Origin of the sequence: Streptococcus taonis (assembly GCF_029948085.1) — a bacterium.
Lineage (GTDB): Bacteria > Bacillota > Bacilli > Lactobacillales > Streptococcaceae > Streptococcus > Streptococcus taonis.
Genome location: NZ_JARZZP010000004.1, coordinates 91499 through 104254, shown reverse-complemented (window position 1 = coordinate 104254; position 12756 = coordinate 91499). Strand labels below are relative to the sequence as shown.

The window sequence follows — 12756 nt, the reverse complement described above, 5'->3', positions numbered from 1 at the left end:
GCACCCAGAGGCAAGTCGAAGACTTGCTAAAGGGATAGACACCGCCGTACTGATATCTGGGGATTTTTGAAACTTTAGGTTCAAAAATCAGTTGGCTAAATCCACTTTGATGAGATTGTTGGAAATCTTTGTCAAGAAGATAGAAGATTTCCCCACAGACTCACAAAGTTAGTTAGCAACGTCTCCAGTACCTAAGGTGCCTATCAAAAAGAAGAAATTTTGTAAAGGAAAAAACATGGCAAAAAATTTATTAGTAGAACTAGGACTCGAAGAGTTACCAGCCTACGTTGTCACACCAAGTGAAAAACAACTAGGTGAAAAAATGGCAGCCTTCTTGGATAATAACCGCCTTTCATACGAAGGAATTCAAACTTTTTCAACTCCACGTCGTTTGGCTGTTCGCGTACTTGGCTTGGCAGACCAACAAACGGATTTGACTGAAGATTTTAAAGGACCTTCTAAAAAAATTGCTTTGGATGCAGAAGGAAACTTTTCTAAAGCAGCGCAAGGCTTTGTCCGTGGTAAAGGCTTGACGGTAGATGATATCGAATTCCGTGAAATCAAAGGTGAAGAATATGTCTACGTAACTAAGCATGAAGCTGGAAAACCAGCTGAGGAAGTTTTGACTGGAATTCCAGAAGTGTTGGCTAGTTTAAGCTTCCCAGTAAGTATGCACTGGGCAAACAATACCTTTGAATATATCCGTCCAGTCCATACGTTGACAGTTCTTTTGGATGATGTGGCACTTGATATGGATTTCCTAGATATTCATTCAGGAAGAGTTAGCCGTGGACATCGTTTCCTTGGTCACGAAGTAGAAATTCAGCATGCTGACAGCTATGAAGAAGACCTGCGTAAAGTTTATGTTATTGCAGATAGCACTGAACGCGAAAATATGATTCGTGAGCAAATTAAGGCTATCGAAGCTGCAGAAGGTGTTCAGGTACAAATTGATGAAGGACTCTTGAATGAAGTTCTGAATTTGGTTGAATACCCAACTGCCTTCATGGGGAATTTTGATCCTAAGTACCTAGAGGTTCCAGAAGAAGTTTTGGTCACTTCAATGGAAACTCACCAACGCTACTTTGTAGTACGTGACCTTGATGGAAATCTAAAACCAAACTTTATTTCTGTTCGTAACGGAAATGCAGAGTATTTGGATAATGTCATCCGAGGAAATGAGAAAGTCTTGGTGGCACGTCTTGAAGATGGTGAATTCTTCTGGCGTGAAGACCAAAAACTCAAGATTGAAGATCTTGTAGCTAAATTATCACACGTAACCTTCCATGAAAAGATTGGTTCACTTCGTGAGCACATGATTCGTACAGGGCAAATTGCTATCCTTTTGGCAGAAAAAGCAGGTTTATCGGTAGATGAAACTGTTGACCTTGCTCGTGCTGCAACCATTTATAAGTTTGACCTCTTGACTGGTATGGTTGGTGAATTTGATGAGCTTCAAGGGATCATGGGTGAGAAATATGCTCTTCTCGCTGGTGAGAATGCAGCAGTAGCACAAGCTATTCGTGAACATTACCTTCCAGATTCTGCAGATGGTGCTCTTCCTGAGTCTAAAGTCGGAGCTATCCTTGCACTAGCTGATAAATTGGATACTCTCTTGTCCTTCTTCTCTGTTGGCTTGATTCCATCTGGTTCAAATGACCCTTATGCTCTTCGTCGTGCAACACAAGGGATTGTCCGTATCTTGGAAGACTTTGGCTGGAATATTCCAATGGACGAATTGATTGCTAGCCTTTATGCTTTATCATTTGATAGCCTAACTTACGATAATCAAGAAGAAGTGCTTAACTTCATCAAAGCTCGTGTTGATAAGATGATGGGGTCTACTGCAAAAGATATTAAGGAAGCTGTTCTAGCAAGTTCAAACTTTGTTGTTTCTGATATGATTGAAGCAGCAGAAGCACTGAAAGAAGCATCTCTAAATAGTAACTACAAACCAGCTGTTGAATCCTTATCTCGTGCCTTTAACCTAGCGGAAAAAGCAGAAGGTTCAGTCAAAGTTGATACTAGTCTCTTTGAAAATGAACAGGAAAAAGAACTAGCTCAAGCAGTAGAAAATCTAGAATTGAAAGGTTCAGCTAGTGATAAATTAACGCAGTTATTTGCTCTTAGTCCTGTTATTGATGCATTCTTTGACAATACAATGGTTATGGCAGAGGATGTTGATGTTAAGAATAATCGCCTAGCTATTCTAACTGAACTTGTGAATAAAGCAAAAACTGTCGCTGCTTTTAATCTTCTTAATACAAAATAGAAATTAAAAAGTAGATTGGAGGTTCAAATATGACACCAGAAAAAATCGCTCGTATTAATGAGCTTGCGAAAAAGAAAAAAACTGAAGGCTTGACTGCAGAAGAAAAAGTAGAACAAGCTAAACTTCGTGAGGAATATATCGAAGGATATCGTCGTTCAGTTCGTCATCACATTGAAGGGATCAAAATCGTAGATGAAGATGGAAATGATGTGACTCCTGAAAAACTTCGTCAGGTACAACGTGAAAAAGGCTTGCATGGTCGTAGTCTTGACGATCCAAATTCATAATTTTGAGATATAGAAAACTCGGTTAGATTTTACTAACCGAGTTTTTGTTTTAAAAAAAGGAACCTAAAGAGGTTCCTTTAGTATTAAATTTTATACTCATCGAAAATCAAATTCAAACCACGTCAGCTTCACCTTGCCGTATATATGTTACTGACTTCGTCAGTTCTATCTACAACCTCAAAGCAGTGCTTTGAGCAACCTGCGGCTAGCTTCCTAGTTTGCTCTTTGATTTTCATTGAGTATTAGTTACTTGCACCAGAAGTAGCGTCCGCATCTCCATGGCCTCCGTCAGCTGAGTCAGAAGCACCAGAAGTAGCATCTGCGTCACCGTGGCCTCCAGCAGGAGCAAACGGACCGCTTCCTCCTACCAAACGTTGACCAGTTTCTTTCAAGTACCAGTCAAGCCATGGTTGGAAGTTAAAGACAATTTCATTGATACCAGCATATGAACCATCAGGATAGTACATTGCTTGGTAGTTGTGAGTATTGATAACACCAGCAGGTGAACCTGGGACAATTGTACGTACGTATTCTTGGTTACCGTTCCTAAGAGTTCCAATAACCCACTCAACATTTTTCATACGTGCTGGTGGAAGTGAACCGTGAACTGTTGACATACGGCTACCAGATTGAGATGGTACACGTTTAGCAAACATGGTATCTGGATCTTGGTGAGCGTTGTTGTAGTATAGGAATTGGTTGTTATCGTCAGCATATGTCAATTCAAATGGCATAGCTTTCAAGAACATATCAATTTGGTTAACTGTAAGGATACCATGGTCAAGTTTAACGTATGTATCCCCAGATACAGCACCTGTAATTTCTGCAACTTTTTCTACCCATTCTGGATCATCAGGGTCAACTTCTGTAATAGTTGTAGCGATTGGTTTTCCACAATCCAAGTCTTCTGGTTCAATTGGTTTTGGTTTTTTCAATTTAGAAACGACTCCTACGTATTTGACAAAGTTATCTAAGCAAGTTTCAAGGAATTTAACAGTTCCTTCGTTGATAATATTTCCGTTAGCATCAAAAGCTTCTTTAGCTTTTCCAAGAAGGAATTCATTACCTGGTAATGTGTAGGCATTCACCCCTGGTGCGTCAAGGATTTTACGAAGGTGAACTTGCGCACGAGAAGTTCCTTGGTCGTAGTAAGAAGCACCCACGATCATCACTGGTTTGTTTTCAAATGGATGTACTTCATATGAAAGCCATTCAAGAACTGACTTGAGTGAAGCAGAAATTGTATGGTTGTGCTCAGGAGTAGCAATAATCACACCATCAGCACGAGTAATTTTATTGTAAAGAAGGCGCAACTGGAAGCTTTCGTCCCATTTTTCGTCTTGGTTAAACATTGGGACTTCATCGATTTCAAGAACTTCTAATTCAAATTTTAGTTTGAAGTTACGACGGATGAATTCCAAGAGTTTGCGGTTATATGATTGGTCATAGTTTGATCCAACAAGTCCAACAAATTTCATTCTTTCGATCTCCTATCTTACAAATTTTCCCAGTCAAATTCTTCTGCATCTTTACGAAGAAGTTCTTGTGCATTACGCAATTTTTCAGTAATCTTGACAAAGATACGGAAGTCATCAAAGATGGCATCCAATTTCTTGATGACATCAAGATCTACCAAGTCACCATTCTTATCGAATGCTTGAAGAGAATGAGAGAGCAAGAACTCATCTGGAAGAACATTTGCTTTAATTTCTGGCGCATTCAAGATTTGACGGAGTTGCAATTGAGCACGTGAAGAACCGAGTGTACCGTATGAAGCGCCTGTGATCATCACTGGTTTGTTAAGGAGTGGAAATACTCCATAAGAAATCCAAGCAAGAGCGCTCATAAGAACGGCAGGAATTGAGTGATCATATTCAGGAGTACCGATAATCACACCATCAGCTGCTTCGATTTTTGCAGCGATTTCCAAGGCTTCTGCAGGAATAAGTTTATCTGCAGGTTTGTTGAAGACTGGTAGGTCTTTAATTTCTACCAATTCGATTTCTGCTTTATCAGCAAAGTGTTTTTGCATATATTGAAGCAGTTGGCGGTTTGTGGAACGTTTAGAGTTAGTTCCTACAATAGCAATAAGTTTTAGCATGAGCTTTCCTTTCTCTTTTTGCATTATTTATTATTTATCTTTAGATACCGGATGAACAAGCGATATGTCCATCTTTATCAATAAGGATGGCTTCGATTCCATCGATATTTTCGATTTGCCACATGATAGAAGCGCTACGTTGGCCAAACAATCGTGTGGTCCATATCTCACCATCAACTGAGCGGTCAGATATAATCGTTAAACTAGCCAAATCCGTTTCAATAGGATAGCCAGTTTCACTATCGAAAATGTGATGATAATCCTTTCCATCGATTTCAAGATGCCGTTCATAAATTCCAGAAGTAACAACAGATTTTCCAGTAATAGATAAGGTCATCAGGTGATTACCACGTGGATGATTAGGGTCTTGAATACCAATTTGCCAAGGTTGTCCATTTCTGGCTTGGTTATTACCAATGGTAAGGATATTTCCTCCAAGATTGATAAGAGCAGAAGTGACACCATTTTCTTTTAAGAAAGTAGCAACCTTATCTGCGCTATAGCCCTTTGCTAGACAACCTAAATCAATTTTCATTCCTTTCTTTTCTAAGAAAACAGTAGAGGAAATTGAATCAAGTTTGATAAAACGGGGATCTATCAATGGTAAAACCGAAGAAATTTCTTCAGGACTAGCAACTTTTGCATCGGAAAAACCAATACGCCAGGTTTGTACCAAAGGACCGATACTGATATTGAGATGACTTCCAGGCGCTAGACTATGGTCTAAACCTAAGGAAATCAGTTCAAATAAATCAGGGTGTACCTTGACTGGAGCAATTCCAGCTTGATGATTGATTTCCATCAATTCCGATTCAGAACTATTGGCATTGAAGCGAAATTCAAGCTCCTTAAGCAAATCAAAAGCTTGCCTGAGCAGACTATCAGCCTGATCATGTACTAAGGAAATGGTAATCGTAGTTCCCATTAGTCGTTCAGAAGATGAACTAAGAGACAAAAAACCAACTCCTTTCAAGTCACTTGGAAATAGTTGTAAATCTAGATATGAAAGCAATCTGAAGATTTAAATTTCATTTCCATATAAATAGAATATCATAAAGTCAGCGTTTTCACAAATTATTTTTTACAAAAAGTCAAGAAATATGCTCAAAAAAACTATATTTCCTTAAAATTTAATTTGAAAACACTGAAAATAAATTAATATATGTTTCTAGTGTTTTCGAAAATAAGGGAAAATAAGTAAAAAGCTTGTAAACGCTCACAGAAAATGATATACTAGAAAGGTAAATAAAAAATTAAAGGTAGGAATTATCTTATGAGTAAAATCGTAGTCGTGGGTGCTAACCACGCTGGAACAGCTTGTATCAACACTATGTTGGACAATTTTGGAAGTGAAAATGAAATCGTTGTTTTTGACCAAAACTCAAACATTTCATTCCTAGGATGTGGAATGGCTCTATGGATTGGTGAACAAATCGATGGTCCAGAAGGTCTCTTCTACTCAGATAAAGAAAAATTGGAAGCAAAGGGTGCTAAAGTTTACATGAACTCACCAGTTCTTTCAATCGACTATGACAACAAAGTTGTTACTGCAGAAGTTGACGGAAAAGAACACAAAGAATCATACGAAAAATTGATCTTTGCTACAGGTTCAACTCCAATCTTGCCACCAATCGAAGGTGTTGAAATTGTTAAAGGTAACCGCGAATTCAAAGCAACTCTTGAAAATGTTCAATTCGTTAAATTGTACCAAAATGCTGAAGAAGTGATCAACAAACTTGCTGACAAGAGCAAACATCTTGAACGTATCGCTGTTGTCGGTGGTGGATACATCGGTGTTGAGCTTGCTGAAGCATTCGAACGTCTTGGAAAAGAAGTTGTCCTTGTTGATATCGTAGACACAGTCTTAAACGGTTACTACGATAAAGACTTCACGCAATTGATGGCTAAGAACTTGGAAGACCACAACATCCGCTTGGCACTTGGACAAACTGTTAAAGCTATCAAAGGTGACGGTAAAGTTGAACGCTTGATCACTGACAAAGAAAGCTTTGACGTTGATATGGTTATCCTTGCAGTTGGTTTCCGTCCTAACACAGCTCTTGCTGATGGTAAGATTGAACTCTTCCGCAACGGTGCTTTCCTTGTTAACAAGAAACAAGAAACTTCACTTCCAGGTGTGTTCGCTGTGGGTGACTGTGCAACTGTTTATGACAACGCTCGTAAAGACACTAGCTACATCGCTCTTGCATCAAACGCTGTACGTACTGGTATCGTTGGTGCTTACAATGCTTGTGGACATGAGCTTGAAGGAATCGGTGTTCAAGGATCAAACGGTATCTCTATCTACGGTCTTCACATGGTTTCAACTGGTTTGACTCTTGAAAAAGCAAAAGCTGCAGGCTACAATGCAACTGAAACTGGCTTCAACGATCTTCAAAAACCAGAATTTATGAAACATGACAACCATGAAGTAGCTATCAAGATTGTCTTCGACAAAGATAGCCGTGAAATCCTTGGTGCTCAAATGGTATCACGTGATCCTGGAATTGCTATGGGAATTCACATGTTCTCACTTGCTATCCAAGAACATGTTACAATTGAAAAATTGGCATTGACAGACCTATTCTTCTTGCCACACTTCAACAAACCATACAACTACATCACAATGGCTGCACTTACAGCTGAAAAATAATGATTTGTAAAACGGAAGATTTGTTTCTTCCGTTTTTATCATCAAAAAAATAGTAACTTCAAATTCGAAGTTATAATAAACTGAAACAAGAACAGGACAAAAGAGCCTCGAAAAAAGTATTGCAACTTGGCAATACTTTTTTGAGATGCTTTTTAATATGAGCCCATTTCTTCTCAATAGGATTGTACTCAGGTGAGTAGGGAGGAAGTGGTAAAAGTTTATGCCCAAATTTTTCACATAAGAACTCTAGCTTCCCCATTCTATGGAATCTTGCATTATCCATAATAACTGATGGTGTGTTTAATGTTGGTAAGAGAAACTTCTGAAACCAAGCTTCAAAAAAGTCGCTCGTCATCGTCTCTTCGTAAGTCATTGGAGCGATTAACTCACCATTTGTTAGCCCTGCAACCAGTGAGATCCTCTGATATCTTCTTCCAGATATTTTACCTCTTATTAACTGACCTTTTAAAGAGCGACCATATTCTCGATAAAAATAAGTATCGAATCCTGTTTCATCAATATAAACAGGTGCTAGATGCTTTAAACTATTAAATTTTTTAAGAAATAAAGCTACTTTTTCTGGATCTTGTTCATAGTAGGTGTGATTCTTTTTTTCGAGTGTACCCCATAGCTTTGAGAGCATAGTGGATAGTAGTTGGATGATAGCCAAATTCAGAAGCTATTTCAGTCAAATAAGCGTCCGGATTGTCAGTAAGATAGTTTTTAAGTCTATCTCTATCAACTTTTCTTGGTTTTGTTCCTTTTACTTGATGGTTTAGCTCTCCTGTTTTCTCTTTTAGCTTTAACCAGCAATAAATGGTATTACGTGAGATTTGGAAAATGTGTGATGCTTCTGTTATACTACCTGTTCTCTCACAATAAGCGAGAACTTTTTTACGAAAATCTATTGAATATGCCATAAAAAGATTATACCACATTATGTACTATTTTTGTTGTCTATGTGTTATGAAGTTTCTTCTTTTACAAAGGTGAAGCCTTCTCCAAGAATTTCGTGAGCTTCAGTGATGGTAATAAAGGCCTTAGGATCAATCGTATGAATCAATTCTTTCATCTTAATCATTTCATTTCTTGCTACGATACAGTAGATAATTTTTAAATCTTTTTGACTGTAGTAACCTTGTCCAGATATGAAGGTGACACCTCGACCTAGCTCTTCATTGATTTTATCTGCCACTTCCATAGGCTTTTGAGTGATAATCATAAAACCTTTTCCAGCATATCCGCCTTCACCAATCAAGTCAATAACTCTTGAGACGATGAAGTCAAATAGAAGTGTATAAGTAACGAGACGAAGGTCTTGGAAGATAATTAAAATGAGCATTAAGATGAGGAAGTCTAGTGCAAAGAGTAATTTCCCTACGGAGATATTGGTGTACTTGTTCAGGATTCGAGCGACGATATCTGTTCCTCCAGTGGTACCACCAGCATTGAAGATAATACCTAGACCAAGTCCCAAAAGAACACCCGCAACTAAAGCAACGATGACAAGATCTCCTTCAAGATTAAAGTTGAGAGGAATCTTCTCAAAGATTGCTAGCCAAATGGATAAGGAAATAGTACCAAGCAGGCTGCTGTATAGGGTCTTTGCACCAAAAATTTTCCAGGCTAGAATGAATAATGGGATATTGATGATGAGGTTCATCACGGAGATAGGGATGTTAAAGAGATAATAGGTAATCAAGGTGATTCCCGTTGCTCCACCCTCGAATAAGTGGTGGGGCACAACAAAATACGTGAGTCCGAAGGCATAAATGGCTGCTCCGAATATTATGGTTAAAATAGATTTGATATGCCGTAGCATTGAACGCACCTCCCATTTTTATTTGAGTCTTTAGCAGTAACAGCCCCCAGTATACAAGACTTATTTGATTTTCATGGACTGAATTTTTTCAGGGTCGGGTGTAACACGGAGGGTCTTTTGCCCAGTATAGGTGACAAAACCAGGTTTTCCACCAGTTGGTTTGTTGAGTTTTTTAACTTCAATCATATCTACCTGAACGAGATTTGAGAGACGTCCCTTAGAGAAGTAGGCTGCAAGTTCTGCAGCGTCTGTTTTAACCTCATCAGTAGGATTGAGATTGCCTGAGATAACAACATGACTTCCAGGGATGTCCTTAGCGTGGAACCAGAGTTCTTCTTTACGGGACATTTTAAAGGTCAATTCCTCGTTTTGTAGGTTATTGCGCCCCACAAAGATGATCGTTTTTCCATCACTAGCTAGATACTGCTCAGGTTTCTGTCGTTTCTGGATTTTTTCCCTTTGTCTTCGTCGGATAAATCCTGTTTGGATCAATTCTTCACGAATTTCAGCAATTTCATCGAGTCCGGCTTGATTGAGGACAGTTTCGACACTTTCTAGATAGAGAATGGTTGCCTTGGTTTCTTCAATCAGATCAGTCAAGTATTTAACAGCTTCTTTTAATTTCTGATAGCGTTTGAAGTAGCGTTGAGCATTTTGGTTTGGAGTTAAAGCCTTATCAAGTGCAATCGTGATAGGCTGGTTGGTGTAGTAGTTTTCCAAAATGACCTGATCTTGGTCATTGGGAACTTGATGAAGGAAAGTGGTTAGTAACTCACCTTTTTGACGAAATTCTTCTGCATTTTCGGTAGCCAGAAGTTCTTGTTCCTGTTTCTTTAGTTTTTGACGATTCTTTTGTAGTTCGTTTTCGACGCGACGTATGAGTTCGCTAGCCTGCTGTTTCACACGGTCACGTTCGGCTTTATCCTTGTAATAGACATCAAGTAATTGTGAAAGACTGTCAAAATTCTCCGCTGTTTTACTAGAAAAAGGCACACAAGAAAAGGATTTATCTGTTAGGCAAGGTTTGGTTTCTTGTCCAAAGAAGTGCCGGAAAGTGGCTAGTTTATCATTAAGCAGTTGTCTTTCTAACTCGGTTGCTGTATCTCTTCCCAAACCTTGAAAGAGGATTTGAAGGTTTTTAGCAGTTAACTCTTGGGTTTGTAGAATCTCAAAGAGTTTTTCGTCCTTGACCATAAAAGGATTGAGAGCTTCTGTACTTGGAGGAGCGATATAAGTAGCACCTGGTAATAAGGTACGGTAGCTATTTTGAGAGAAACCGATATGCTTGATAACTTCAAGGATTTTGTGACTAGACTTATCTACAAGGAGAATATTGCTGTGTTTCCCCATAATTTCGATGATGAGTGTGGCCTGGATATGGTCTCCAATCTCGTTTTTATTGGAAACCGTGATTTCCACGATACGATCGTTTTCAATTTGCTCGATTGACTCGATAACTGCTCCTTGAAGATACTTTCTCAAAACCATGATAAAGGTGGAAGGTTGAGCTGGATTTTCAAAAGTCGTTTGGGTCAGCTGGATGCGTCCAAAAACTGGATGGGCAGACAGGAGCAAACGATGACTTTTACGATTGCTACGGATTTGCAGGACCAATTCTTGGTCAAAGGGTTGATTTATCTTTTGGATGCGACCATTTAGTAGTTCAGTTCGCAATTCCTCAACCATGTGGTGTAAAAAAAATCCATCAAATGACATGGTTCTCTCCTCGTGAATGTATTCCATAGTATTATATCAAAAAGGTAGAATAAAATCATAGAAATGTGATATAATAAAGCCAAGTAAAGAGAATCGAGAAGCACATGTATATTGAAATGGTAGATGAAACTGGACAAGTTTCAAAAGAAATTTTAGAACAAACACAGAAAATTTTAGAATTTGCTGCAAAAAAAATTGGAAAAGAAGACAAGGAAATGGCGGTCACATTTGTGACCAACGAACGAAGCCATGAACTCAATCTAGAGTTTCGTGATACCGATCGTCCGACAGATGTCATCAGTCTTGAATATAAGCCGGAGTTAGAGATTGCCTTTGATGAGGAAGATCTGGAAAATGATCCTGACTTGGCAGATATGATGTCAGAATTTGATGCCTATATCGGTGAACTTTTCATTTCCATTGATAAGGCACATGAGCAAGCTGAGGAGTACGGTCATAGTTTTGAGCGTGAAATGGGCTTCTTGGCAGTGCACGGCTTTTTACACATTAACGGCTATGATCACTACACTCCCGAGGAAGAAGCGGAGATGTTCGGTTTACAAGAAGAAATTTTGACAGCCTATGGACTCACAAGACAATAAACGAAAATGGAAAAATCGTGACCTAATCTCCAGTTTAGAATTTGCCATTACAGGAATTTTTACTGCGATTAAGGAAGAACGTAATATGAGAAAGCATGCAGTGACAGCTCTAATAGTTGTTCTTGCAGGTTTTGTTTTTCAGGTGTCACGAATCGAATGGTTATTTCTACTCTTGAGCATTTTCATGGTAGTAGCTTTTGAGATTATTAATTCAGCTATTGAAAATGTAGTAGATTTGGCTAGTCACTATCACTTTTCTATGTTGGCAAAAAAAGCTAAAGACATGGCGGCTGGTGCCGTGCTTGTGGTCTCACTTTTTGCCGCTTTGACAGGTGCACTTATCTTTCTCCCACGAATTTGGGATTTATTATTTTAAATAGTAAGAGGAAATTATGACATTTAAATCAGGCTTTGTAGCCATTTTAGGACGTCCAAATGTAGGGAAGTCAACTTTTTTGAATCACGTTATGGGGCAAAAAATCGCCATCATGAGTGATAAGGCACAGACAACGCGCAATAAAATCATGGGGATTTACACCACTGATAAGGAACAAATTGTCTTTATCGATACACCAGGTATTCACAAGCCTAAGACAGCACTCGGAGATTTTATGGTAGAGTCTGCCTATAGCACCCTTCGTGAAGTGGATACCGTACTTTTCATGGTGCCTGCAGATGAGGCGCGTGGTAAGGGCGATGATATGATTATCGAACGACTCAAGGCTGCTAAGGTTCCTGTAATTTTGGTGGTCAATAAGATTGACAAGGTTCACCCTGATCAACTCTTATCACAGATTGATGACTTCCGTAATCAGATGGATTTCAAGGAAATTGTTCCGATTTCAGCCCTTCAGGGGAATAATGTTTCACGTTTAGTCGATATTCTAAGTGAAAATCTTGAGGAAGGTTTCCAATATTTCCCTGCGGATCAAATCACAGACCATCCAGAGCGTTTCTTGGTTTCTGAGATGATTCGTGAAAAGGTCTTACACTTAACTCGTGAAGAAATTCCACACTCAGTTGCAGTAGTGGTAGATTCGATGAAGCGTGATGAGGAGACGGACAAGGTTCACATTCGAGCAACCATTATGGTTGAACGTGATAGCCAAAAAGGGATTGTCATCGGTAAAGGTGGTGCCATGCTCAAGAAAATTGGGACTATGGCCCGTCGTGATATCGAGCTTATGCTAGGGGACAAGGTCTTCCTAGAAACCTGGGTCAAGGTCAAGAAGAATTGGCGCGATAAAAAGCTAGATTTGGCTGACTTTGGCTATAATGAAAAAGAATATTAAGAAGAGGTGGG

12 protein-coding genes are annotated in these 12756 nt (G+C 39.0%); 6 read left to right on the top strand and 6 right to left on the bottom strand.

Annotation, left to right across the window (positions count from 1 at the left end):
• The first annotated feature begins 235 nt into the window (after positions 1-235).
• Together glyS and QEZ38_RS03015 are read left to right on the top strand one after the other, a co-directional pair.
• The gene (gene glyS, locus QEZ38_RS03020) at positions 236-2272 is read left to right on the top strand and encodes a glycine--tRNA ligase subunit beta (RefSeq protein WP_281334990.1); all 2037 of its coding nucleotides are present in this window, start codon (positions 236-238) and stop codon (positions 2270-2272) included.
• A gap of 29 nt (positions 2273-2301) precedes the next feature.
• On the top strand, positions 2302-2559 hold the full coding sequence (locus QEZ38_RS03015; protein WP_000187071.1) for a DUF896 family protein: 258 nt from the start codon (positions 2302-2304) through the stop codon (positions 2557-2559).
• Positions 2560-2801: 242 nt separating this feature from the next.
• Here the strand turns inward: QEZ38_RS03015 and QEZ38_RS03010 are convergent, their stop codons facing one another.
• From QEZ38_RS03010 to QEZ38_RS03000, 3 genes are read right to left on the bottom strand one after another with little or no spacing between them, the layout of a single operon-like run.
• Positions 2802-4037, bottom strand: a complete 1236-nt coding sequence (locus QEZ38_RS03010) for an NAD(P)H-dependent oxidoreductase (protein ID WP_049525810.1) — start codon at positions 4035-4037, stop codon at positions 2802-2804.
• Between the two features lie 17 nt (positions 4038-4054).
• The gene (locus QEZ38_RS03005) at positions 4055-4660 is read right to left on the bottom strand and encodes an NADPH-dependent FMN reductase (protein WP_281334989.1); all 606 of its coding nucleotides are present in this window, start codon (positions 4658-4660) and stop codon (positions 4055-4057) included.
• Positions 4661-4700: 40 nt separating this feature from the next.
• Entirely contained in the window at positions 4701-5615 is a 915-nt protein-coding gene (locus tag QEZ38_RS03000; protein ID WP_281334988.1) for an FAD:protein FMN transferase, read from the bottom strand.
• Between the two features lie 318 nt (positions 5616-5933).
• On the opposite strand from QEZ38_RS03000, the gene nox reads away from it, so the two are divergent.
• Complete coding sequence (gene nox / locus QEZ38_RS02995; protein WP_281334987.1) at positions 5934-7313, top strand: H2O-forming NADH oxidase; 1380 nt, start codon at positions 5934-5936, stop codon at positions 7311-7313.
• Positions 7314-7383: 70 nt separating this feature from the next.
• On the opposite strand, the gene QEZ38_RS02990 is transcribed toward nox, so the two are convergent.
• The 3 genes from QEZ38_RS02990 to QEZ38_RS02980 all read right to left on the bottom strand — a co-directional run bounded on the left by QEZ38_RS02990 (position 7384) and on the right by QEZ38_RS02980 (position 10851).
• A protein-coding gene (locus QEZ38_RS02990; protein ID WP_281334986.1) for an IS630 family transposase occupies positions 7384-8233 on the bottom strand; the annotation gives its coding sequence in 2 pieces (ribosomal slippage) (positions 7384-7915 and positions 7914-8233; 852 coding nt in all).
• A gap of 44 nt (positions 8234-8277) precedes the next feature.
• On the bottom strand, positions 8278-9135 hold the full coding sequence (locus tag QEZ38_RS02985) for a YitT family protein (RefSeq protein ID WP_281334985.1): 858 nt from the start codon (positions 9133-9135) through the stop codon (positions 8278-8280).
• A gap of 60 nt (positions 9136-9195) precedes the next feature.
• The gene (locus QEZ38_RS02980) at positions 9196-10851 is read right to left on the bottom strand and encodes an Rqc2 family fibronectin-binding protein (RefSeq protein ID WP_281334984.1); all 1656 of its coding nucleotides are present in this window, start codon (positions 10849-10851) and stop codon (positions 9196-9198) included.
• Positions 10852-10955: 104 nt separating this feature from the next.
• On the opposite strand from QEZ38_RS02980, the gene ybeY reads away from it, so the two are divergent.
• Genes ybeY through era form a run of 3 tightly spaced genes read left to right on the top strand, consistent with a single transcriptional unit; the run spans position 10956 to position 12745 of the window.
• Entirely contained in the window at positions 10956-11453 is a 498-nt protein-coding gene (gene ybeY / locus QEZ38_RS02975; protein WP_281334983.1) for an rRNA maturation RNase YbeY, read from the top strand.
• On the top strand, positions 11434-11829 hold the full coding sequence (locus QEZ38_RS02970) for a diacylglycerol kinase family protein (protein ID WP_000378151.1): 396 nt from the start codon (positions 11434-11436) through the stop codon (positions 11827-11829). The genes ybeY and QEZ38_RS02970 overlap by 20 nt, the downstream gene beginning before the upstream one ends.
• A gap of 16 nt (positions 11830-11845) precedes the next feature.
• A complete protein-coding gene (era, locus tag QEZ38_RS02965) occupies positions 11846-12745 on the top strand; it encodes a GTPase Era (RefSeq protein WP_281334982.1) in 900 nt (299 codons plus the stop codon).
• Positions 12746-12756: the final 11 nt, after the last annotated feature.

What these genes read in the sequence shown, in the direction of transcription:
- QEZ38_RS03015 (WP_000187071.1), top strand. Translation starts at nt 2,302, where the DNA reads ATGACACCAGAAAAAATCGCTCGTATTAATGAGCTTGCGAAAAAGAAA.
- ybeY (WP_281334983.1), top strand. Translation starts at nt 10,956, where the DNA reads ATGTATATTGAAATGGTAGATGAAACTGGACAAGTTTCAAAAGAAATT.
- QEZ38_RS02985 (WP_281334985.1), bottom strand. Translation starts at nt 9,135, where the DNA reads ATGCTACGGCATATCAAATCTATTTTAACCATAATATTCGGAGCAGCC.
- QEZ38_RS02970 (WP_000378151.1), top strand. Translation starts at nt 11,434, where the DNA reads ATGGACTCACAAGACAATAAACGAAAATGGAAAAATCGTGACCTAATC.
- QEZ38_RS02980 (WP_281334984.1), bottom strand. Translation starts at nt 10,851, where the DNA reads ATGTCATTTGATGGATTTTTTTTACACCACATGGTTGAGGAATTGCGA.
- nox (WP_281334987.1), top strand. Translation starts at nt 5,934, where the DNA reads ATGAGTAAAATCGTAGTCGTGGGTGCTAACCACGCTGGAACAGCTTGT.
- QEZ38_RS03010 (WP_049525810.1), bottom strand. Translation starts at nt 4,037, where the DNA reads ATGAAATTTGTTGGACTTGTTGGATCAAACTATGACCAATCATATAAC.
- QEZ38_RS03005 (WP_281334989.1), bottom strand. Translation starts at nt 4,660, where the DNA reads ATGCTAAAACTTATTGCTATTGTAGGAACTAACTCTAAACGTTCCACA.
- era (WP_281334982.1), top strand. Translation starts at nt 11,846, where the DNA reads ATGACATTTAAATCAGGCTTTGTAGCCATTTTAGGACGTCCAAATGTA.
- glyS (WP_281334990.1), top strand. Translation starts at nt 236, where the DNA reads ATGGCAAAAAATTTATTAGTAGAACTAGGACTCGAAGAGTTACCAGCC.